The sequence below is a fragment of the Nocardia sp. CA-290969 genome (genome assembly GCF_050936135.1).
GTDB lineage: Bacteria > Actinomycetota > Actinomycetes > Mycobacteriales > Mycobacteriaceae > Nocardia.
On the sequence record NZ_JBNJNJ010000001.1, the window covers coordinates 1,953,016 to 1,975,766 of the forward strand.

The 22,751-nt window shown below is 66.7% G+C and carries 20 protein-coding genes and 1 pseudogene; 14 read left to right on the forward strand and 7 right to left on the reverse strand.

Annotated elements, in window-relative coordinates:
• Positions 1-7 precede the first annotated feature (7 nt).
• From ACQEVO_RS09165 to larC, 6 genes are all read left to right on the forward strand, one after another.
• Positions 8-721, forward strand: a complete 714-nt coding sequence (locus tag ACQEVO_RS09165; RefSeq protein WP_432910934.1) for a TetR/AcrR family transcriptional regulator — start codon at positions 8-10, stop codon at positions 719-721.
• Positions 721-1,626: an NADP-dependent oxidoreductase gene (locus ACQEVO_RS09170; protein ID WP_432910937.1), complete on the forward strand. Its 906-nt coding sequence runs from the start codon at positions 721-723 to the stop codon at positions 1,624-1,626. Before ACQEVO_RS09165 ends, ACQEVO_RS09170 begins: the two co-directional genes overlap by 1 nt.
• A 212-nt stretch (positions 1,627-1,838) precedes the next feature.
• A complete protein-coding gene (uidA, locus tag ACQEVO_RS09175) occupies positions 1,839-3,644 on the forward strand; it encodes a beta-glucuronidase (protein ID WP_432910939.1) in 1,806 nt (601 codons plus the stop codon).
• A gap of 86 nt (positions 3,645-3,730) precedes the next feature.
• Positions 3,731-5,281 carry an ABC transporter substrate-binding protein gene (locus tag ACQEVO_RS09180; protein WP_432910941.1) on the forward strand — a complete coding sequence of 517 codons (1,551 nt, stop codon included), beginning with the start codon at positions 3,731-3,733 and terminating at the stop codon, positions 5,279-5,281.
• A gap of 100 nt (positions 5,282-5,381) precedes the next feature.
• Positions 5,382-5,906: a gluconokinase gene (locus tag ACQEVO_RS09185; protein WP_432910944.1), complete on the forward strand. Its 525-nt coding sequence runs from the start codon at positions 5,382-5,384 to the stop codon at positions 5,904-5,906.
• Positions 5,903-7,132: a nickel pincer cofactor biosynthesis protein LarC gene (gene larC / locus ACQEVO_RS09190; RefSeq protein ID WP_432910945.1), complete on the forward strand. Its 1,230-nt coding sequence runs from the start codon at positions 5,903-5,905 to the stop codon at positions 7,130-7,132. Before ACQEVO_RS09185 ends, larC begins: the two co-directional genes overlap by 4 nt.
• Positions 7,133-7,179: 47 nt before the next feature.
• Here larC and larB read toward each other — a convergent pair whose 3' ends face one another.
• Both larB and larE read right to left on the reverse strand, forming a co-directional pair.
• Entirely contained in the window at positions 7,180-7,857 is a 678-nt protein-coding gene (gene larB, locus ACQEVO_RS09195) for a nickel pincer cofactor biosynthesis protein LarB (RefSeq protein WP_432910948.1), read from the reverse strand.
• Positions 7,854-8,717, reverse strand: a complete 864-nt coding sequence (gene larE / locus ACQEVO_RS09200) for an ATP-dependent sacrificial sulfur transferase LarE (RefSeq protein ID WP_432910950.1) — start codon at positions 8,715-8,717, stop codon at positions 7,854-7,856. Before larE ends, larB begins: the two co-directional genes overlap by 4 nt.
• A 208-nt stretch (positions 8,718-8,925) precedes the next feature.
• On the opposite strand from larE, the gene ACQEVO_RS09205 reads away from it, so the two are divergent.
• Complete coding sequence (locus tag ACQEVO_RS09205) at positions 8,926-9,924, forward strand: LacI family DNA-binding transcriptional regulator (protein ID WP_432910953.1); 999 nt, start codon at positions 8,926-8,928, stop codon at positions 9,922-9,924.
• 34 nt (positions 9,925-9,958) lie between these two features.
• Here the strand turns inward: ACQEVO_RS09205 and ACQEVO_RS09210 are convergent, their stop codons facing one another.
• On the reverse strand, positions 9,959-10,615 hold the full coding sequence (locus ACQEVO_RS09210; RefSeq protein ID WP_432910955.1) for a TetR/AcrR family transcriptional regulator: 657 nt from the start codon (positions 10,613-10,615) through the stop codon (positions 9,959-9,961).
• Positions 10,616-10,787: 172 nt separating this feature from the next.
• On the opposite strand from ACQEVO_RS09210, the pseudogene ACQEVO_RS09215 reads away from it, so the two are divergent.
• A pseudogene (locus ACQEVO_RS09215) lies at positions 10,788-11,708 on the forward strand (LacI family DNA-binding transcriptional regulator); the annotation flags it as partial.
• A 38-nt stretch (positions 11,709-11,746) separates the two neighbouring features.
• Here the strand turns inward: ACQEVO_RS09215 and ACQEVO_RS09220 are convergent.
• Positions 11,747-13,036 (reverse strand): lactate racemase domain-containing protein, encoded by a 1,290-nt coding sequence (locus tag ACQEVO_RS09220; protein ID WP_432910957.1) that lies wholly within the window; start codon positions 13,034-13,036, stop codon positions 11,747-11,749.
• A 123-nt stretch (positions 13,037-13,159) separates the two neighbouring features.
• Between ACQEVO_RS09220 and uxaC the strand changes: the two genes are divergently transcribed.
• Both uxaC and ACQEVO_RS09230 read left to right on the forward strand, forming a co-directional pair.
• Entirely contained in the window at positions 13,160-14,584 is a 1,425-nt protein-coding gene (uxaC, locus tag ACQEVO_RS09225; RefSeq protein WP_432910959.1) for a glucuronate isomerase, read from the forward strand.
• A gap of 32 nt (positions 14,585-14,616) precedes the next feature.
• On the forward strand, positions 14,617-15,909 hold the full coding sequence (locus ACQEVO_RS09230; RefSeq protein ID WP_432910961.1) for a mannitol dehydrogenase family protein: 1,293 nt from the start codon (positions 14,617-14,619) through the stop codon (positions 15,907-15,909).
• A gap of 96 nt (positions 15,910-16,005) precedes the next feature.
• On the opposite strand, the gene ACQEVO_RS09235 is transcribed toward ACQEVO_RS09230, so the two are convergent.
• Positions 16,006-16,662, reverse strand: a complete 657-nt coding sequence (locus ACQEVO_RS09235) for an MspA family porin (RefSeq protein ID WP_432910963.1) — start codon at positions 16,660-16,662, stop codon at positions 16,006-16,008.
• Between the two features lie 62 nt (positions 16,663-16,724).
• A complete protein-coding gene (locus ACQEVO_RS09240) occupies positions 16,725-17,417 on the reverse strand; it encodes an MspA family porin (protein ID WP_432910965.1) in 693 nt (230 codons plus the stop codon).
• A 531-nt stretch (positions 17,418-17,948) separates the two neighbouring features.
• Between ACQEVO_RS09240 and ACQEVO_RS09245 the strand changes: the two genes are divergently transcribed.
• From ACQEVO_RS09245 to ACQEVO_RS09260, 4 genes are all read left to right on the forward strand, one after another.
• Positions 17,949-18,890 carry an ABC transporter permease gene (locus tag ACQEVO_RS09245; protein ID WP_432910967.1) on the forward strand — a complete coding sequence of 314 codons (942 nt, stop codon included), beginning with the start codon at positions 17,949-17,951 and terminating at the stop codon, positions 18,888-18,890.
• A complete protein-coding gene (locus ACQEVO_RS09250) occupies positions 18,887-20,689 on the forward strand; it encodes a dipeptide/oligopeptide/nickel ABC transporter permease/ATP-binding protein (RefSeq protein WP_432910969.1) in 1,803 nt (600 codons plus the stop codon). The genes ACQEVO_RS09245 and ACQEVO_RS09250 overlap by 4 nt, the downstream gene beginning before the upstream one ends.
• Entirely contained in the window at positions 20,686-21,543 is an 858-nt protein-coding gene (locus tag ACQEVO_RS09255; protein WP_432910972.1) for an ATP-binding cassette domain-containing protein, read from the forward strand. Before ACQEVO_RS09250 ends, ACQEVO_RS09255 begins: the two co-directional genes overlap by 4 nt.
• 133 nt (positions 21,544-21,676) lie before the next feature.
• The gene (locus ACQEVO_RS09260) at positions 21,677-22,183 is read left to right on the forward strand and encodes a hypothetical protein (RefSeq protein ID WP_432910973.1); all 507 of its coding nucleotides are present in this window, start codon (positions 21,677-21,679) and stop codon (positions 22,181-22,183) included.
• A 24-nt stretch (positions 22,184-22,207) separates the two neighbouring features.
• Here ACQEVO_RS09260 and ACQEVO_RS09265 read toward each other — a convergent pair whose 3' ends face one another.
• On the reverse strand, positions 22,208-22,741 hold the full coding sequence (locus tag ACQEVO_RS09265) for a VOC family protein (protein ID WP_432910975.1): 534 nt from the start codon (positions 22,739-22,741) through the stop codon (positions 22,208-22,210).
• Positions 22,742-22,751: the final 10 nt, after the last annotated feature.

Here is a 22,751-nt window from a genome sequence, read left to right on the forward strand (position 1 = left end):
TCCGTTCATGGAGAGTGGACCGGTGGAAGGAGCCGGGCAGCGGAGTCGCCCAGGAACCGGACGAGCGTCGGCGCGGGCCGCGGCCCGCCTCGGCGGCACCGAGCACGGTGCCGAGAAAACGAACTCCGCCCCCGCTGCGCGTGGCGTCGGCTCGCGAAGCGCGGGCACTCGGGCCGAGCTCATCGCGGCGACCAGGAGGCTGATGCTCGCGCAGGGCTACGCCGCGATCACCTATCGCAGCGTGGCAACCGAAGCGGGAGTCACGCCCGGACTCGTCCAGTACCACTTTCCGCTCCTGGACCAGCTGTTCGAAGCCGTGCTGGAGACCGGAACGGACCGGCTCGTCGAGCGGCTGGGACGGGCAGTGGGATCCGAGCAGCCGTTACGGGCCGTGTGGGCCTACGCCAGTGACCCGGCGGGCACCGCATTGTTGCTCGAGTTCATGGCCCTGGCCAGGCATCGCAAGTCCATCGCACCCGCGCTCGGCGCCGGCGGCGAACGCCTGCGCAAGGCGTTGCTGGCCGCGCTCGAGCCCACGCTGCGGCGGTATCGCTTCGGCGGGCACGACGTTCCGGCGGCGGCAATCGTCTTTCTGATGTCGGCGATCCCGCGAATGATCCACCTCGAGGAGTCCCTCGGCACCTTCACCGGGCACCTGGAAGTAGTGGACTTGATCGAGAAGTGCCTGGACCAGGTGGAACCGAAAGCGCAGGAACAGTGATGAGGATTGTCAGCCAGCGGCGTTTCGGTGGCCCGGAAGTGCTGGAAACTGTCCAGGCTCCCAGGCCGGTACCCGGACGGCGGGAAGTTCTTCTCCGGCTCGGCGCCACCGCGGTGAACCCGGTCGACTGCAAACTCCGGGCAGGCCGGGTGAAATTCCTCGGTGACCCACCCTTCACTCTCGGCTTCGACGTCTCCGGGACGGTTGTCGAAGCCGGAGCCGACGTCACCGGAACAGGCCCGGGCGACAACGTTTTCGGAATGATTCACAGCCGCACCGGAACCTACAGTGAGTTCGTGACTGCGCGCGCCGACCTGCTGGTACCCCACCCGCCGGGCTTGGACCACATGACAGCTGCCGCCGTGCCCACCGCGGCACTCACCGCCTGGCAGGCTCTGGAAGCGGCGGACCCGAAACCCGGCGAGACCGTTCTCGTGCACGCCGCCGCCGGTGGGGTCGGGCATTTCGCCGTCCAGTTCGCTGAGCGCCGCGGCGCGCACGTCATCGGCACCGCACGGGCCGGCAACCATCGGTTCGTGCGCAGTATCGGCGCGGCCGTGGTCATCGACTACACCACGACCGACTTCACCGAGGCAATCGATCGGGTCGACGTTGTGCTGGACCTGGTCGGTGGTGAATACGGCAGACGATCGCTGCGTGTGCTGCGAGACGACGGTCGCTACATCACGGTGCAGGAATCCGACGCCCATGGTGATCCGCGCTACCGGATGGTCACCGGGAAGCCATCCACTACCGTGCTGACGGAAATCGGGGCAGCGGTCGCTCAGGGGCAGGTGCGAGTCTATGTCGACCGTGTCCTGCCGATGAACGAGGTACGGGAAAGTCATCGGCTGAGTGAAACCGGACGAGTCCGCGGAAAACTCGCGCTCACTCCATGGTCTTGACGCAGGTTCGGATGGCGGCTGTGACAAGGGCGGCCACCGAGGTCGTTCGATGTCGTCGGAGCGGAGCCCGAAAGGATTCACAGGGCGGCTGAGGAATGCCGCGGCAAGTCCGTGCAACCGCTTGCCGGCCGTCTCGTGACCGTGTTTCTCTGGGCTCGTTTTCGCTGGCGTATGTCTCCCATCGGATAGGGGAGACCCCGGAAAGGATCTCGATGCTCAAACCTCGAGTCACCGCAACTCGCGAACTGGTGAACCTGGACGGTATGTGGCGTTTCGCCATCGATACCCGTCTCTCGCCCGAACCGTGGAAGCGGCCGTTCGACGTCGCGTACGAGGCTCCGGTGCCGGCCAGTTACAACGACCTCTTCCTCGACCCCGAGGTTCGTGACCATGTGGGCTGGGTGTGGTATCAGCGTGAGGCGCGGGTCCCGCGCGGCTGGGCCGGGGAACGGATCCACCTGAGGTTCGACGCGGCAACGCACCACGGCAAGGTCTACGTCGGGGATGTCCTGGTAGTGGAGCATTCCGGAGGCTACACGCCGTTCGAGGCGGATATCACCGATCTCGTTACCGCAGGCCAGGAGTTCCGCCTCACCGTGGGCGTCAGCGGAGAACTGACCGAGACCACTATTCCGCCGGGCCATATCGAGATCACCGAGGATGGGCGGCGCCGGCAGAAGTACCACCACGATTTCTACAACTACGCGGGACTCGCGCGGTCGGTCTGGCTCTACAGCACGCCCGGATCCCATATCGACGATGTCACGGTGGTCACCGATGTCGATGGTGCCACCGGGCTCGTCGACTACTCGATTACTGCAGTGGGAGAGGGGGAGATTCGGGTTCGGCTTCTCGACGAGCAGGGCGGGGCAGTAGCCACCGTTGAGGGGACATCCGGCACCCTACGTGTTCCGGATGTTCGGCTCTGGCAACCCGGCGCGGCCTACCTGTACACACTCGTTGCGGAATCGGTCGTCGATGGTGTGGTGGTGGACGAGTATCCCTTGCCGGTCGGCGTGCGGACGGTCGAGGTCCGGGGGACGCAGTTCTTGATCAACGGAGAACCGTTCTACTTCACCGGATTCGGCAAGCACGAAGATACGCCCGTGCGCGGCAAAGGCCATGATCCCGCATACCTCGTACACGACTTCGAACTGCTGAAATGGATCGGCGCCAACTCGTTCCGTACATCGCACTACCCGTACGCCGAAGAGGTCCTGGAGTTCGCGGACCGGCACGGCATCGTGGTCATCGACGAGGCTGCGGCCGTGGGCCTCAACCTTTATGTCACCGCGGGACTTCTGGGCGGTGCTCCGAAACCCACCTTTTCCGAAGAGACGTACGGCCGGGCCACCAGGGCCACGCATGAGCAGCACCTCCGGGAACTCATCGCCCGGGACAAGAACCACCCTAGCGTCGTCATGTGGTCGATCGCGAACGAGCCGGCGACTAATGAGGAAGGTTCGCGAGAATACTTCGAGCCGCTCGTCGCGCTCACCCGCCATCTGGATCCGTCGCGGCCGGTGACCTATGCCAATTACATGTTCGCGACACCGGAGAACGAGCTGATCGCCGACCTGTTCGATGTTGTGATGATCAACCGTTACTACGGCTGGTACATCGACAACGGTGATCTGCGGAGCGCCGAGCTGAAACTCGAAGACGAGTTGCGCCGGTGGGTTGCCGAGTACGGTAAGCCGATCATCATGGGGGAGTACGGGGCCGATACCGCGGCCGGGTTGCATTCGCTGTTCGGCAACAGCTGGACGGAGGAGTACCAGGTCGCTCACCTCGAGATGCATCATCGAGTCTTCGACCGCTGCCCGGCATTCGTCGGGGAGCACGTATGGAATTTCGCCGACTTCGCGACCGGGCCGGGAATCCACCGTGTGGACGGCAACAAGAAGGGCGTGTTCACGCGGGACCGCCGGCCCAAGGCAGCCGCCCATGCGCTGCGGGCTCGATGGTCGACACTGCGGAACCGGAAGCCGGATGCCACGGGTGTGGGCCCGGGCTGACGGAGGCAACCCGCGGCAACTGCTTGTGGGTTCGTGGGGCGAGAACGCGTAATTGACGCACGTCACAGCAGAAGGAAGTTCGACATATGTCCGGTCCAGTGCCACGACCAACGCTGTTCGCGCGAATCCTCGCCTTTGCCACCGTTCTGATCACGGGTGCTGCCCTCACTACCGGATGCGCCGGGCAGATGGGCTCCAGTTCGGTCCCGGAGGGGACGCTGGCGATCTCCATTCTCGGCGCGCCCAATTCGTTCGATCCGGCCCACCTCTCCGAGAGCGAGCCGGCCCTTATCTGGAGCGCCGTCTACGACACCCTGCTGTTGACCGACAATTATGGAAAGTTGCAGCCCAACGCCGCGGCGAGCTGGAAATATACCGACGAGGCGCAGACCTTGACCCTGCGGCTGCGCCCCGGGATGAGGTTCAGCAGCGGGGCTCCGGTCGACGCCACCGCGGTGAAAGTGACGATGGACCGCACCAAGGCGACCCCCGGCCAGGTCCAGGGCCTGCTGAAGAACGTGGCCGCGGTCCGTGCGCCCGACCCGCTGACCGTGGTGCTGGAACTCGCCCGGCCGGACGCGGGGTTGTTGCCCGCACTGGCCTCGAGCGCAGGGGTGATCGCCGATCCGGCGACGGTGAGCACCGAGCGCACCCCGCTGAACCCGGTCGCGTCAGGGCCCTACACGCTGGACACCGAGCAGACGGTGCACGGTTCGAAGTACGTCCTCCAGCGCCGTGACGACTACTGGAACGCCGCCGCCCTGCCGTTCCCGACCATCGAGGTCCGGGTGATCGCGGACCGCACGGCGGCGCTCAACGCCCTCCAGTCCGGGGAACTGAATGTCGGCAGTGTGGAGGGCGCCTATGTCGATCGATTGAAGGCCTCCGGCTTCGCGGAGTTCCGGATCGAGGCGAACTCGCTCGCTTATGTGGCACTGGTCGACCGGGCGGGTGAGATGTTGCCACCGCTCGGTGATCTGCGGGTGCGCCGAGCCATCAACCTCGCGTTCGATCGTTCGCGAATCATCGAGACGCTGTTGCGGGACCAAGGGACCGCGACGAGCCAGCCGTTCAACCCGGACGGTCCCGCCTACGACGCGGCTCTCGAGAAGACCTATCCGTTCGATGTCGACGAAGCGAAGCGCTTGCTGGCGGAGGCCGGATACCCGAACGGGTTCGCCGTCACCATGCCGGAGATCTACTACTCCAAGACATTCGTGCCGACGGTGACCCAGTCGCTGGCCGCGATCGGGATCGAGGTGACCTGGGAGCCGATCCCACCGCAGCAGACCAACGCTGTGCTGTCCTCGAAACGGTATCCGATGTACGTCGCCGTCGAGGGGGTCAATGTCTTTCCGCAGGAGTTGGCGTGGCGGTATCTGGTGGACAGTCCGCGAAATCCGTTCGACAGCCGGAGTCCGGAGCTCACCGCGTTGATCGACAGGTACAACCGGGAACTCGACGAGACCTCGAGCGCGGTAATCGCGCGGCAGATCAGTGCATACATGGTGGAGCAGGCATGGGATGCTCCGCTGTTCGCGGTGCCGCGCCACTGGGTGACCAAAGACGGCGTGGTTCTGCTCGGCGACGGGACACGGATCATCTCGACCGTCCGGCAGTTCGGGCTCGCGCAGTGAGGGGTCTTCGAATCGAGTACCGACCGCGTGCCCGGCCGGTTTCCCTCAGCCGTCCAGGCTTCGAGAGAGGCTGCGCCGCAGGCATTCTCGAGCGGATGTCATGACGGTGATCGTGGTGATGGGGGTGTCCGGTTCGGGGAAAACGACGGTCGGTATCCGGCTCGCCGAGCGGCTCGGTACCGAGTATGCGGACGCGGACGCCTTTCATCCGCCGGTGAACATCGAGAAGATGGCCGCCGGTATTGCGCTGACCGATGACGACCGCGCGCCCTGGCTGCGTTCGACCGCCTCCTGGATCGCGGACCGGGGCGAGCGCGGTGGCGTGGTCTCGTGCTCGGCGCTCGAGCGCCGATATCGCGACGTACTGCGTACCGGGGGCGACGTGTGGTTCCTGCACCTGGCCGGATCGATGGCCCTGCTCGCCGCACGGATACAGGCGCGCACGGATCATTTCATGCCTGCCTCGCTGCTGGAATCCCAATTCGCGGATCTCGAGCCGCTTGGGCCTGACGAATTCGGGCGTGTCGTACAGGTGAGCAACCCCGTCGAAAGTGTCGTTGCCGAAGCGGTCGCGGCTTATCGCGGGGCACGAGCCGATATCGAAGCCCAGCGGGCCGGCCGATGACCCTGGCATGGATCGATGCGTCTGCCGGAGTCGCCGGCGATATGTTGCTCGCCGGCTGTATCGACGCCGGTGCTCCACTGGAGGTGGTGCAGCGGGCGATCGATGCCGTTGTCCCCGGCTCGGTCGCATTGCGGCGGACCGAGGTGATGCGCGCCGGGATGCGCGCCTGCAAGATCGACCCGGTGGTCCTGGTCGACGATCCGCCACACCGGCATTGGTCCCGGATCCGGGAGATGCTGGAAAATGCGGATTTACCGGAGGCGGTCCGAGCCGGCGCTCTCCGGGTGTTCCGGCGGCTCGGCGAGGCCGAAGCGGGGATCCACGGCACCACGGTGGACGAAGTACATTTTCACGAGGTCGGTGCCCTCGACGCGATCGCCGATATCGTCGGCACCTGTGCCGCCCTGGATCACCTCGGTATCGACCGGGTCGTCGTGAGCCCGATCGCGGTCGGCTCCGGAACGGTCGGCGCCGCGCACGGGCAGATACCGGTGCCCGTCCCCGCGGTCCTGACCATGACCCGAGGATGGCGAATCCACGCGGGCGGAAGCGGAGAACTGGCGACGCCGACCGGAGTCGCGCTGGTCACCGCGCTGGCCGTCGAATGCGGTCCGATCCCCGATATGGAGCCGGCTGCTGTGGGTATCGGTGCGGGTACCAGCGATTTTCCCGGCCGCGCCAATGTGGTCCGGATCGTCGTCGACTCCGGCGCCGCGGACGTCGGGGAAACCCGGACCACACGGGTGCTGATCGAAGCGAATATCGATGATCTCGACCCACGGGTATGGCCGGTGGTCGTGCAACGGCTGCTGGACAGCGGAGCCGACGACGCCTGGCTCGTCCCTGTTCTCATGAAGAAGGGCAGGCCGGCGCACACTGTCACCGCGCTTGTTCCGGCCGAGGCTGTGACTGCCGCGTCGGAGGTGCTCTTCGCCGAGACCAGCACGATCGGCGTGCGGTACCGCGAAGTCCGGAAAACCGAGTTGGCCCGGACCTGGGTACCGGTACCGGTGGATGGCGGGCAGGTACGGATAAAGGTCGCCGGCCGCCGCGGCGGTATCGACCAGGCGACGGTGGAGTTCGAGGACGCCTTCGCGGTGGCCCGGGAAACGGGCCGGCCGGTTCGAGCGGTCCTCGAGGAAGCCGGTGCTGTAGGCGTCGCTCGCGGGCTGGTCGCGGGAGCGCCCTTCCCCTTTGCGGGGAAACCGGCACCTCCGGCCGAATGAAGGCCTGCTGCGGTCTTCCGCGAAGAGGGCGGGTTGCTCCTTCCGTGTCAGGCGTGCGGTTCAGCAATCTGGGCGGCGAGATGTCCTGCGCCGTAACCGTTGTCGATATTCACCACACCGATACCGGGCGAGCACGAGTTGAGCATCGACAGCAGCGGTGCGATACCTCCGAATGCCGCACCGTATCCGACGGAGGTGGGTAAGGCGATCACGGGCGCGGTGACCAGGCCGGCCACGACGCTGGGTAGTGCGCCGTCCATACCGGCCACCACCACGAGCGCTCGCGCGCGGCGCAGCACCTCGAGCTGAGCGAGTACCCGGTGGAGTCCGGCTACTCCGACATCGGCGATCAACTCGGAGCCGCGGCCGAGGTAGGTCGCGGTGAGATGCGCTTCGAGGGCTACCGGCAGATCGGACGTGCCGGCGGTGACGACCACGACCCGGCCCCCGCTCGGTCGTGGCGGCGCGGGTGGCCAGGCGACCAGACGAGCGTCGGCGTGGTGGGCGGCGTCGGGAAGCACGGTCCGGATCGCCTCGGCTTGTTCGGGCTCGGCCCGGGTGAACAATGTCGCCGTATGCGGGTGCTCACGGACCTCGGCGGCGATGGCGGTGAGCTGCGCAACCGTCTTGCCGCGACAGAAGATGGCCTCCGGGTATCCGCGACGGCCGGCGCGGTCGTGGTCGAGCCGGGCGAAGATCGGTGGTGCCGGCCAGGACGCAGTCACCGGATATCCACCAGCGGCAGGGTGAACGCGCCGGACTGAATGCCCCCGAGGTCCAAGGTGACGAACCGGAATCCTGCCGCTCGTATCGCCGCACGGATCCGGGTACGGGCCGGTTCGACGGCGGCTTTCCCGAACTCGTCGTCCGATAGTTCGATGCGTGCGATATCGCCGTGATGTCGCACCCGGAGGTCACGGAAGCCCAAGGACCGCATCGCTTCCTCCGCGCGTTCGACCTGTGCGAGTTTATCGGGGGTGACTTCGGCGAAATGCGGTATCCGCGACGCCAGGCACGGTGCGGCCGGTTTGTCCGCACAAGGCAACTCGAGAGCGAGCGCCAGCTTGCGGACGGTGAACTTGTCCACGCCCGCCTCGGCCAGCGGACGCAGGACATCGAATTCGGTGGCCGCCCGTGCGCCGGGCCGATCAGGTCTGCGGATATCGTCGGCGTTCTCGCCGTAGGCGACGGCTTCCAGGCCTTCCTGGTCCAGCACGGTGGTCGTGATGCCCTGGAACAGTGCATGTTTGCAGTGGTAACAGCGGTCCGGGCCGTTGTCGCGGTAGGCGGGCACATCCCCTTCATCCGTCGTCAGCTCGACGAGGCGCACGCCGAGGATGGCTGCGAGTTCGTGTGCGCTGCGGCGTTCGGACCGCGCGAGGCTCGGGGATACGCCGAGAATCGCTACCACCTGGTCCGGGCCCAGTTCCCGTACGGCCAGAGCGAGCAGCACGCCGGAGTCGACGCCCCCCGAGATCGCCACCCCGAGCCGTCCGCGGTGCCGTAACCGGGCGGCGACCCTGCGTTCGGCCCGGGCGAGTGCGCCGGAAAGCCGGATCGGTGCCGCGATGCGCCGCTGGCTCATATGCCGTTCTCCCTCACATCCGGTAACTCCGTGTGTTCGCCTATTCAGACCCAGGCCGCCCGGGGGCGGCAAGCGGTTGCCCTGACTTGTTTTCCCGGTGCGGAGTCCACGCAAAGTGGTCATCCGCGCAGTCTCGGCGCGCTAAATTCTTGTAGTGCTAAATTTTGGTGCCCCCGAGTATGCACGCGGCGCCGCGGCCACGGAACCGGTGCGACAGCGGACCTCGTCACCGACCATCTACGACATCGCGCAGGAGGCCGGCGTCGCACCGTCGACGGTGTCCCGCGCCTTCTCCCGGCCGGGCCGCGTGAGCGCGGCGACCTCGGCGCATATCCACGAAGTCGCGGAGCGAATGGGCTACCGGACCACCCCTCGGACGTTCGCACCGGCGAAGGGCCGGACCGGCACACTGGCACTGGTCGTTCCCGATGTGACGAACCCGGGCTTCTTCGCCACTATTCGCGGTGTGGAAGCCGCGGCGGCGGAGGCGGGCTACCTGGTTCTACTGGCCGAGACACAAGAATCCGCGATACTGGAGCGCAAGTTACTGGACCGCCTCATTCCGGATGTCGACGGGGTCGTACTGGTCAGTTCACGTCTCCCGGACCGCGCCGTGCGCACGATTGCGAGCCAATGCCCGATCGTCGTCCTGAACCGGATCGTTGCCGGGATGCGCTGTATCGTGCCCGACACCGCCGTCGGCGTTCGTGGCGCGCTCCGGCACCTGGCCGGACTCGGGCATCGGTCGGTGACCTACATCGCCGGACCGGAGGCGTCCTGGGTGGACGGTATGCGATGGCGTTCGGTGCAGGATCTCTCCGCCGAGTTCGGCTTGAAGGTGAGCAGACTCGGGCCGTGTCCGCCGACGATGTCGGGCGGGCGGGATATCACCACAGCGGTACTGCGCCAGTCGTCGAGCGCCGTACTGGCCTACAGCGACCTGATCGCTATCGGCCTGTTACGCGGACTGCGCGGCCGCGGGATGCGGGTACCGCACGATATGAGCGTGATCGGATTCGACAATGTCGTCGGTTCGGACTTCTGTTCGCCGCCGCTGACCACCGTGGCCGCGCCGCTGCGCACGATGGGCGCAGCGGCATTTCGCGAACTGCGCCACCTGGTTCGCAGCGAATCGGCCGATGCGCGATCGGTGGTCTCGGTACCGCCGCAACTCGTGGTCCGGGAATCCACCGGGCCGTGCGGGTGACCGCGGACCTGTCCCGGGACGGCCGGCTGTGCCATCAGGCCTGGTCACCGCCCGGGTCTGTGCGACGGGAGCACATGGCGACAAAGGTGTCGACCATCGCCGTCATATCGATCGACGAATCCATGAGCCACTGGAGCTGTAGACCGTCGATCACCGCGAGGAGAAGGCGGGCCATATGCTCGACGGGAACGTCCTCGCGCACCCAGCCGCCCTGCTTGCCGTCCTCGAGCGACCGGGTCACCGAGGTCCCGATGGTGCGATACCGGTCGACGAAGTAGCCGTGTGCGTGATGTCCGGGATCGGTAGCTGCCGCCGAGAGGGCGACGAACAACTTGATGATGCCGGGCTCGTCGAGTTTGCGTTGTACGGATTCGGTGGCCGCGGCGATCGGATCATCGGACCGGCGGGCGATCGCGATCCCGAGTTCGTCGCGCCGTTGCAGAATCGCGAGCAGCAGCTCCTCGCGCGACCCGAAATAGTGGAGCAGCGCCGGCTGGGTCACTCCCACCCTGTCGGCGATCTCCTGGAGCGAAGTACCACGATCGCCGTACTCGGCGAAAACACTCAGTGCGGTCTCGAGAATCTGTTCCCGCCGTTCGAGCCCCTTACGGTAAGGGCCACGCCGTTGTCGAGTCGTCACCGGGCCGACGCTACCCTCGGTCGCGACCTCGTTGTCGCGGTTGTCGTTCATTGTGCGTCCTTCACCCGGAGCCGGGAATCTCGGCAGATCCACTCTGCACGGACGATCGGTACCGATAATTCAGCGGGGATCTCGATCGTCAGGGCAACGGATTGCCGCCAGTTGCCCGCACATGGCAATCCGTTGCCACCGCGGTCGGCGCGGGGCTAGCGTCACCCACATCATGACGAAAGCCGGGCGCGCACCCACGATCTACGATGTCGCCGCCGCTGCGGGGGTTGCGCCGTCGACGGTGTCACGGGCGTTCGCCCGGCCCGGCCGGGTGAGCGCAGCGACCGCCGCACGAATCCACCGGGTCGCCGAGGATCTCGGGTATCGGGTGAACCCCCTGGCCCGCGCGCTGCAGAACGGGGCGTCGTCCACCGTCGCGCTGGTGGTCTCCGATGTCACCAATCCGGTCTTCTTCGCCATAATCCGCGGTGTCGAGGCAGCGGCCGGTGCGGCCGGCTACACGATGATGCTGGCGGACACCCAGGAATCGGAATCCCTCGAACGGACCCTGCTCGACCGTCTCCTGCCCGCCGTCGGCGGGATCGTGCTGGCGAGCTCACGCCTGTCCGACCGGGCGATTCGAGCGGTGGCCACCCAACGGCCCACCGTAGTCCTCAACCGGGTCGTCACCGGGACTCGATCGGTTGTCCCGGATACCGCATCCGGTGTCGAAGCAGCCCTCCGGCAACTGTCCGAAATGGGACATCGGTCGGTGACCTATGTGGCGGGGCCCGAGGCATCGTGGGTCAACGGTGCCCGCTGGCGCGCGGTTCTCGACGTAGCCGGTGACCTGGGGCTGCGAGTGGCCCGTACCGGACCCAATCTGCCGACGGTGTCCGGTGGGCTGGCGGCGGCCGAGGCGATGGCGCGCCGGGTGCCGTCGGCGGTGCTGGCCTACAACGACCTACTGGCCATCGGACTGCTCCGGGGCTTCGGGCAGGCCGGGATCCGCGTACCCGACCGGACGAGCGTTATCGGGTTCGACAATGTCTTCGGCTCGGATTTCTGCTCCCCGCCGCTCACGACGGTGGCGACGCCGTTGCGAGCGATGGGTACCGCCGCGTTCCAGGAGCTGGAGCGGGCGATGAAGGCGGAACCGCTGCCCGCGTCCCCGGTGGTTTCGCTGACCTCTCAGCTGGTCGTGCGTGGGTCGGCCGGTCCACGCAGCCGGAAGAGGACTTCGCCGGCTTCGCGCACGACCAGAGTATCGGCGTCGGCTTCCCAGAGTCCCGGCTCCACCGTGGCGGGGTCGACGTAGTCCAGATTCGCCGCGCGCACACGGTGTTCCGGGATACCGGTGGCCAGCGCCACGGTGACCCGGCACCGTTCGCCGGTGTGCTCGTCGTAGGTGCCTGCCCCGCGGAGGTGGGTGGAATGTGCGAGTACGCCCCAGTGCAGATGCCGGAAACGGTCCCATTGCTTCACGAAATAGTCGCGCGTGTGGTAGCCGATCTCCTCGATCTCCGGATGCATCTCCGAGATCGAGGAGATGTGCGGGGCGTACAGGACAACGGACCCGCCGTCGGCCACGATCGGTTCCACCTTGTAGAAGCCCTTGGCAGCGGTCCACATATCGTCGTACTTCGCCGGGATCAGGGAGAGTACGCGACGGACCGGTGCGTCGAGGTAGCGCACGTGAGTGTCCGCCGATATCGCTGCCGCGGCGGCCCAGGCGGTGAGGGGGTCGCCGAACGTCGCGCTGCGCAGCCGTCCGGTGCCGGATTGCACCACCAGGCACAGCGCATGGTGTTCGCCGGGTACCAGTGCAGCGGCCTCGTGAATGAGTGCCCGGACCGGTGTGATGCCCGTGGTCCCGATGATGTCCCGGCTCGTGATCAGGGCGCCCAGCCAGTGCGATACATCGATCACCTCGGGGCCGGACAGCCCGGGGAAGAAGTATTTGTACCCGCCGGAGAATCCGACCACTTCGTGGGGAAAGACCGGTCCCAGAACAACCGTCATATCGTGTTCCACTACTGCCCGGTTGATCCGTACCTCCACGTCGATGTGCAGCAAACCGCCGGACAGTTCCCCGATACGATCGGCCGGTATCCGGCCCACGGTGACGAAAGTCGCCGGATCCCACCATTCGTGGTTGCGGACGGTGAGACCCGGGTAGCGGTCCGCACAGCCGCCGGGCGGATAACCCAGCCAGGTGGCCAGCCGTTCCTCGTCCATTGCCGCATGGGTGCCGAGCGCAATCAGGACGGTGATCCGGCTTGCGCGCCCGGACAATTCGGCGTGCAGGATCGACAGCAGCATCGGCAGGGGACAACTGCGGGTCGCGTCGGGAACCACGAGGCAGACGCTGCGCCCGTCGAGGTGCAGCCCGTCCAGTCGCTCCGCGAGAAAGGCGCGCAGATCGTCTTCGGACAGGTCGGCGCCGTTGTGGCCGGTGAGGGTTACGCACGGCACGGTCACACCCTCGCTTTCTTCGCATGGTCCGGTCGGACGATGCACGCCGGCGAGCGAATCGGCAATGTACTGCGGCAACTGGGGGCAAGGGGTTGTCGGTCACCACCGGTTCCGCACAGCATGGCGGACATGGTTGCTCATTCGCGGACGTCCCGCGGAACACATCCGGATCGCTTGTTCCCGGCCGATCCCGGTGTTCGCGCACTGGCGCGCCGCCTGCACGCGACCGTGCGGGACGAGCCCATCATTTCGCCGCACGGTCATGTGGATGCCCGGCTGCTGGCGGACAACGAACCATTTCCCGACCCGGTGAGCCTGCTGATCACGCCGGACCACTACGTCACGCGGTTACTGCACGCACATCGCGTGCCGCTGAACGCACTCGGGGTAGGGCGGCAGATCCTGGACGAAGCCGAGGCCCGCGCGATCTGGCGGATCGTCTGTGACCACTGGTGGGTGTTCCGGGGAACGCCGGTCCGCTACTGGCTGGAGAGCGAACTCAGCGAGATATTCGATGTCGCCGAACTCCCGGGCCGAGGTCGGCCCGACGCGATCTACGACCGGATTGCCGAATGCTTGCGGCAACCGGCTTACCTGCCGCGGCGGCTGTACGAGCGATTCGGTATCGATGTCCTGGCCACCACCGACGATCCCTGTGACGACCTGTCGGCGCACACACAGCTGCGCTCGGATCCGGCATGGCAGAGCCGGGTGGTACCGACATTCCGGCCCGATCGCTATCTCGAACCGGCGCAGCCGCAATGGAATCGGGACGTCGATCGGCTCGCCGCCGTCAGCGGTGTCGACACCGGTGACTATGCCGGGTACGTGACGGCTCTCGAGGAACGCCGGCGCTACTTCGTTTCCCACGGTGCCACTGCGAGCGATCACAGTCACGAAGACGTGCGCGCCGATCCTCTGGCGCCTGCCGAAGCGCGCCGCATCTACCGTGATGCCCGATCGGGCACCGTATCCGAGGCGGCGGCGACGGCTTTCCGGCGGCATATGCTGTTCGAAATGGCCCGGATGTCGACGCAGGACGGCCTGACCATGATGCTGCATCCCGCGATCCGCCGAAATCATCACCAGCCGACCGCGGCGGCCTTCGGCGCGGACACCGGACACGATATTCCGCTGCGGGTGGAATTCACCGACGCCCTGCGCAGCCTGCTGGAGAACTTCGGTACTCATCCGAATCTGAATCTCGTCCTGTTCACCGCCGATGAAACCGCGTTCTCCCGGGAGATCGCACCGCTGGCAGGCTTCTATCCCACCGTGTTCGCCGGTGCGCCCTGGTGGTTCCTCGATGCTCCGGACGCGATCGGGCGCTTCCACCGGGCGGTCACCGAAACCGCCGGATTCGGCAAACTCGCCGGGTTCGTCGACGACACTCGCGCTTTCTGCTCGGTCCCGGCTCGCCACGATATGGCCCGGCGGCTCGATGCGAGCCGGCTGGCCGAGCTGATCGCCCGGCATCAGCTGTCCGAGGACGAGGCGATATCCGCACTTCGGGGGCTCGTGCGCGAGCAGCCGCGCCGGGTCTTCAAGCTGTGACGCCGCGGCCGGGGCGCCCCGCGCCGGTGCGAATGATCCACCTGGGGCTGGGCAATTTCTTCCGCGCACATCAAGCCTGGTACACCGCACGGGCCTCGGACGCCGCGGAATGGCGAATCGCCGCATTCGCGGGCCGCGGTTCGGATCTCGCCACCAGACTCGATGCCCAAGGTGGGCTGTACACACTGATCACCCGGGGTAGCACGGACGAATTCGAGATCGTCTCCGCTATTTCCCGGGCCCACCGGGCGACCGACCATGCGGCCTGGCAGTCCTACCTGGCGAAGCCGACGGTGGGCGTGGTGTCGCTGACTGTCACCGAGGCCGGCTACACCCGGAACGCCGACGGCGGTCTCGATCACTCCGACCCGGCGGTGCGGGCCGACCTGGCGACACTCCGCACCGAAGTGAATGCGCCGGGAGCCACCGCGGTGGCCCGCCTGGTCGCAGGTCTGGCGGCGCGGGCCGCCGCGGCGGCCGGCCCGATCGCAGTGGTGCCGTGTGACAATCTGCCCGGAAACGGGGCGGCTCTGAAACGGATAGTCCTGGAGTTCGCCGAATATGTGACTCCCGACCTCGCGACGTGGATAGAGTCGAACGTTTCCTTCGTCACCAGTGTGGTGGATCGAATCACGCCGGCCGGCGGTGGCGAGGAATCGCTACTGGCCGAATCCGTCACGGGTTACCACGATTCGGCGCCGGTGGTGACCGAGCCGTACCACGAGTGGGTGTTGTGCGGCGAGTTCCCGGCCGGTCGTCCGCGCTGGGAGACGGCGGGTGCCGTCTTCACGCGGGATATCGCCGCCTACGAACAGCGAAAGCTGTGGATGCTCAACGGTGCTCATTCGCTACTCGCGTACACCGCGCCGCTGCGTGGGCATCGAACCGTGGCGGCCGCCGTGGCGGATCCGGTGTGCCGGGCCTGGGTCGACCAGTGGTGGTCCGAGGTGACACCCCATATCGATCTCCCGGCCGGAGAAGTGCATCGCTACCGAACGGAGCTGATCGGCCGTTTCGCGAATCATCGTATACAGCATCATCTTTCCCAGATCGCCGTAGACGGTGCGCAGAAGCTGCCGGTGCGGATCCTGCCGGTGTTACGCCGAGAACGGGCAGCCGGGCGCCTGCCGGCCGGAGCCGTCCGGGCGCTGGCGGGCTGGGCCTGCGATGTCGGAGCGCGCGGTGCCGGACTATCGGATATCCGCGCGCCCGGGCGACCGGAAGTTCGGTCCGCCCTGCTCCGCCTGGATCCCGCGCTCGGCGTGGATAGCGAACTGATGGCGGCCGTCGTCCGGGAAGCCGAACGTTTGTGCGGCAGAGTATGACTGCGCCGGAACTGTTCCGAGTGGTGGACGTGGAAGCCGGGGTTCCGCAACGAGGAAATGCACACGTCCACCACCCGAAGGGGTGATCGATAGTGGTCAGCCGAGGCTGAACGGTTGACCCCATACCGTGACGACCTCTTTGGCGGTCCCGGTCTCCACCTCCGCCTCCACGAACGCCCGGGCCTGCGCGTAGCCCGCGCAGCCGGCGAGGCCGATCGTACTGTTGCTCCACGTGACGCTGCCGGTGGTGCCCCGGAACGGTGCGAAGTTCCGATGCGATTCCGCGCCGAAGGCATCGGGCGCCTCGAGGTCGAGGAGGTAGAACTTCTTCGCCTGTCCGGGGCCCAGGCTGAGATTTCCGCCGAGACTGCCGCCGGCCGAGGGGCTCTGGCCTGCCCAATCGGAGCTGTAGTTCGCGCCGCCGTTCGCCCCGCCGCCGGCGATATTGACCTGGCAGCCGACGACGTACCCCGGTTTGATCTTTGCTGTGCGGGCCGGTGCGGAAAGCTCGACCTGCGCGCTGGCCGACACCCAGGCATTGCGATGCAGGGGTGTCGCGCCCAGCGACGGGCTGATCGTGGCGGATTCGGCGGCGATGCGCACGACGACGGTGGTGCCGTCGCCGAGGCTTTCGGTAACGCTGCCGCCGGGTAACGGGACGAAGGTGTCGGCTTCGGCGACACCGGTGGCCGCGAATCCCAGAATTGCCGTGGCGGCAAGTCCGATGAGCGTGGATTTCCTGTGGTGGATCATGGTGCTAACCCCTCCGGGTTCGAATCGGCCAGGCCGAGAGCTGTACTGAAGATGCGTTCTGATCAGCCGATACTGAACGGCGCCCCGTACAGAGTGGTCTTGGAATAGTGGTCCCCGATGATTTCGAGGACCGTGTAGGAGCGGGCCTGGGCGTAGCCGCCACAGCCCTGGATCTGTATTTCGACATCGCGGTAGCCGAGGCTGTAAACGCCCGGCCCGAGAATGTCCTTGAAGCCGACACGGACGAACGCGACGTCACCGGGACCGAGTTGGATACCCGCGGAGCCACTCAAGCCGCCGCCGTTGGTGCTGACATTGCCCGACAGGCCCGCGGTGACGGCCTTGTCGCCGATACTGACCTGGCAGCCGACGATGTAGCCCGTGTTCACCTGGCTGGCGCCGTGGGTGGAGGAGTTGTTGGTACCGGGCTGGTTCCCGGGGCTGCTGTACGGACCGGGGCGCTCGACGGTAGGAGTGGCGCGGACATCGGCGGTGACGGTGCCGGACACCCACACCACCCGTCCCGCGCCATTGGCTGCCATCGAAGGTGATACGACAGCCCGCTCGGCGGTCCGGGTGAGCGTGGCCCCGGGGGCATCCGTTCGTCCGTCGGGCAGCGGTACGAAGGTATCGGCGTCGGCCGCGCCGGCGGACAACAGGCCTACGATCACCGTGACGGCCGTACCGATTCCTGCCAGGCGTGCGCCGTTTCGGAATACGGCGGTGCGCGCGCGGTCCGGGATTGTTGCTTTCATGTGCTGGACCCTCATCTCGATGGGAAACCGGTCGTGCCGGAGATCGGAAAGTGCCTGTTCCGGCGGATGACGCCGGAAGCTCGTGACGGGCGAAGTTCCCGGACTTTCCTGAATGGGCTGTCTTTTCCGGGCTGAGCGCCGCGCCGCCGGAAAGCGGTCCGCCGGATCGAGTGGCGCCCGTCACACGGTGTGGTCATGGTTGATGACGGGTGGGATCAGGGGCAACCAGTTGCCGCGAGTTGCCGTACGGCGCGGGTGGGCACGTGGCCCAGGAGCTGGACGTCTGTCCGGTGCACTGCCCAGGCGCGGCAACACACGGCAACTCCTTGTGTGACGGGGGTCTCCGGCCGCGTAATGGACCCACATCGCAGAACAAGGAAGTTCGCCCCATATGTTTGATCAACCGCCCAGTCCACGGTTGCTCGTGCCTTCCCTCGCTGCTCGGAACGCGGGAACCACCTGCTCCTCTTTCGTTCGTCGCCCCGCACCAGCTGTGGCCGGACGGCGCCCCGCCGGGAACGAGGCCCCACGATGATCGGATATGCCGGGCGTCGCCTCGCCGCCGGTGTTGTGCTGGCGTTGCTCGTCACGATGATCACGTTCTCGATGCTGAGCCTGACCTTCGATGACGTCGTGGCGAGCCTGCTCGGTCCGGCCGCCACCCCGGAGACCATCGAGGCGCGCAAGGCCGCGATGGGGCTGGACCGGCCGCTGCCGGTGCAGTACGGCGACTGGCTGCTGCACGCTGTGCGTGGTGACTTCGGCGTCTCCTATTTCAGCAGTGAACCGGTCGAATCCGCGGTCACCGCGCGGTTGGGTGTCACGCTGTCCATCGTGGTGGTCGCCCTGTTCTTCACCGCGGTCGTGAGCCTGACCCTCGGGGTGCTGGCAGCCACCCGGGGTGGTGCGCTCGACCGGATCACCCAAGGAATCTCGATGACCGGCCTGCTGGTGCCGAACCTGTTGCTGGCCATCGTTCTGGTGTACGTGCTCGCCATCTGGCTGCGCTGGTTTCCGGCTACCGGTTTCGCGCGCTTCGGCGACGATCCCGCGCGGTGGGCGAGCACCATCGCGATCCCCGTGATGGCGCTGACGGTGGCCGGGATAGCCGGCCTCACCGCGCAGGTGCGTGGCGCGATGATCGACGAATTGCGCAAGGACTACATCCGCACCCTGCGGACACGGGGGTTGCCGATGCGATCGATCGTGCTCCGGCATGCCCTGCGCAACGCGGTCGGGCCCGCGCTGACGGTTCTGTCCCTCGAATTCATCACCATGGTGGGCGGCGCTCTCATCATCGAGAACATCTTCGCCCTCCCCGGGTACGGCAGCTATGCCTTCAACGCCTCACTCCAGGGTGACGTGCCGGTCATCATGGGCGTGACGACCTTCGTGGTCGTGCTGGTCGTGGGGGTCAATCTCGTCGCCGATCTGTTGAACGGCTGGCTCAACCCGAAAGCGAGGATCCATTGAGCACGAAGTTCTCCGGTCCGGAGATTGCCGCCTCGCCCGATACCGTCGAACGGACCTCCGTACTGCGCAGACTTTCGCGGGATCCGCAAGCAGTTGTCACCGCCGGGTTGCTGCTGGTCATTGTGCTGGCGGGAGTGATCGGCTCGGTACTGGCCGCGCATGAGCCGAACGTCGCGTCGCTCGACGCCATCAATGCCGACCCCGGTAGCCCGGGCTATTTACTCGGCGGCGACAAGGACGGCCGCGATGTTCTTGCGCGACTTCTCCATTCGATCAATACCAGCGTGGTTTCCGCGCTCATCGCGCCGGGGATCGCACTTGCCATAGGTATAACCTTCGGGCTCGTAGGCGGATACTTCGGCGACCGCGTCCGCGGGGCCACGGAATGGGTGTTCAACCTGTTCATGACGTTTCCCGGACTCCTGTTGCTGATCATCCTGATGCCGGTCACCCACGGCGACTATCGGGCCAGTATGGCGATACTCGGCGTCATACTGTCGCCGGGCATCTACCGGATCGTGCGTAACCAGGTGCTGGGAGTGAAGAACGAGCTCTTCATCGATGCCGCACGGGTGTCCGGGCTACCGGACCACCGGATCCTGGCGAGGCACATCCTGTTCCGGGTGCGTGGGCCGGTGATCATCGCCTCCGCTTTCCTGGCCGCCACCGCTATCAACGTGCAAGCCGGACTCGCCTTCCTCGGAGTGGGCTCCAGTACCACCCCGAGCTTCGGGGCGATGATCGCCGAGGGATTCGCCAACATGTACGTCGAACCGGTGCAGTTGGTCTGGCCCAGCGTTCTTCTCGGGGTGATCACCTCGGCGCTGGTCCTGTTCGGCAACGCGCTCCGTGACACCCTCGAAGGCAGTACGAAACCCCGGCCACCCCGGCTCACCGCGGCGCCCGGGCCGACGGCACGTCCCTCGGCGGCCGACGGGTCCGGCGGGGTGCTGGCGGTGCGGAACCTGAGCATCTCCTATCCGACACCGAGCGGCGAGTTGCGTGAGGTGGTCAGCGATCTCAGTTTCGACCTGCGGGAAGGAGAGACACTCGGCCTGGTCGGTGAATCCGGTTCCGGTAAAACGCAAACCGCGTTCGCCGTGCTGGGTGTCCTTCCCGGCGACGCCGTGGTGACCAGCGGTTCCATCGAGCTGGACGGGCGCGAACTGCTCGGGTTGCGGGAGCGGGAACTGCGGGAACTCCGCGGACGCACGATCGCCTATATCCCGCAGGAGCCGATGAGCAATCTGGACCCGTCTTTCACGGTCGGAGCGCAACTCGTGGAATCCGTGCGAGCGGCCACGCCGATGCCGCGGCGGGATGCGCGGCGCCGGGTGCTGTCGATGCTCGACCAGGTGGGAATCACCGACCCCGAACGGACTTTCGATTCCTATCCGCACCAGATCTCGGGTGGTATGGCACAGCGGGTCCTCATCGCCGGTGCCGTGGCCGCACGGCCGCGGGTGCTCATCGCCGACGAGCCGACCACGGCGCTGGACGTCACCGTTCAGGCCGAGATCCTCGATCTACTCCACGACCTGCGGCAGCGTTTGAATATGTCGGTATTGCTGGTAACGCACAACTTCGGGGTTGTGGCGGATCTGTGCGATCGCGTGGCGGTGATGCAGCGGGGTGCGATCGTCGAAACCGGGACCACACCGGAGCTGTTCGCCGGTCCGCGGCACGAATACACCCGGACGCTGCTCGACTCCATTCTCGACGACACCGTAGTGCGCGGCGAACAGCCCGGCAGTGAACCGGGGGACGAGGCCACAGCGATCAGGGAGACGGTGCGATGAGCTCGTTGCTGGAAGTGAACGATCTGCGCGTCACCTATCCGGGCCGCGGTCTGCGGGCGCGGCCGGTGGAGGTGCTGCACGGTGTTTCGCTGACGGTCGGTGTCGGCGAAACATTGGGACTCGTGGGCGAATCCGGTTCCGGCAAGTCGACAATCGGCCGCTCCGTGCTCGGGCTGGCCGCCGCGAACGCCGGTACCATCCGGTTCGGTGGCGCAGACATCACGCATGTGAAGGGAAGACGCCGCCGGGAGCTGGCCCGCGATATCCAGGTGGTGTTCCAAGACCCCTACAGCTCGCTCAACCCTTCCCTCACGATCGGTGAGATCCTGAGCGAACCGCTGGTGGTACAGGGAATCGCGCCGGCGATCGCGCGGTCGCGAATAGCCGAACTGCTCGATCAGGTCGGCTTACCCGGTAATTCTGCCGCTCGGCTACCCCGGGAGTTCAGCGGCGGCCAGCGCCAGCGGATCGCCATCGCCCGGGCGCTGGCTCCCGAGCCGAAACTCATAGTCTGCGACGAGCCGGTGTCGGCGCTGGACCTCAGCACTCAGGCCCGGGTCCTCGAGCTGCTCGACGGAATACAGCGGCGGACCGGTGTGTCCTACCTGTTCATCTCCCACGACCTGGCGGTGATCCGGCACATCAGCCATCGTGTCACTGTGCTGTACCGGGGCGACATCGTGGAGACAGGTCCTGCCCGGGTCGTCACCTCGACCCCGGACCACCCGTATACGCAGCGCCTGTTGCTCGCCGCCCCGGTTGCGGACCCGGTGCGGCAGCGGATCCGCCGGGCCGAGCGTCGCCGGCTGGCGGAACAGACCGGCCCTGCTACGGGCCGGTCACCTGCCGAATGACCGGGCGGATACCCGTCCGGGTGAATTCGAGCGCGGCACTACCATGGGAGCGAATATCGTGGTCGATCTGTCAGCCGGCCCTGCCGGTCGAAATGCCTGGCGTGTGTACTCGGGCGAGGGTGAAGGCAATGGCGTGGCCCGAAGGCGAACACTGCGGCCGCGACTGGTCGCCCTCGCACCGACCGCCGGCACGGTGGTGCGTGACGCCGGGGGATGGCTGTTCGACCGGGCGATGTCCGGCTGGGATGTGACCGTGCTCGTCGCCGACTGCGCCGATACGCGCCCACTGGACATCCTCGGCGTGCGCGTGGTGGATATCGAGTTCGGCCTGACGTCCGCGAAGCCCGGAGCCAGACCACAGGCTGTCGCCGTCGACGCCGGACTGCTCACCTCGGACACGCGCGTCCACGAGGGAATGCTCCGGCTCCTCGACAAGTCGCTGGCGCAGGAGGTGACATTATGGGGAACTCGCTGGCCGGGGGAGTTCCGGGCACATGCGATACCGGTGCGGCATCGACTCACCGCGGCTGCCCGTGCGTTCAAATCCGCGGCCCTGAGCGCCGCATGCGTACCGGTTCGCACCGGCACAGTCGAACGGTTCCGCCGATGTGAACTCTCGGCCGGCGGTGAACGCGGATGAAGATACGCGTGTCTGCTTGCTTGTTCACAGGGAGCGGATCGGATCCCTGCCGTCCCACTCTTCGCAGGCGTTCCGGACCATCGTGGCGAGCTGGGCGGTGCCCGGGGTGTATTCGCTGACTTCGATGATCGGTGCGGGACCGGACGGCGGTTCGAAGTAGGCGTAACGGGCGCCGCCGGGGGCTCCGCCCGACCAGACCACGGGCCGGCCGGCGGTGTGAATCGATTCGAGTGCCGCATCGAAATCGTCTGCCCACCAGGCGAGCTGATGAAAGCCACCGTTTCCGCCGCCGAGGAACTCGGTGTAGATACTCGGGGCGTCGTCATGCTGCTGAATGAGCTCGACCTGAAGGTGTCCCGAGTGGGAGAACGCCAGCGTGACCGTCACTTCGCAGGGTGATCCGCGATAGAGCGACCGCTGGGACAGTCCGCGTAGGACGTACCAGGGACCTATGCCGAGCCCGAGCCACGAGCCGATCTGCTCCTCGATATCGGTGACCACGTAGCCGATCTGCCGTACTGGGCCGGGTAATTGCACCGGCACGCTCGAACTTCCCATGGGCCTCTCG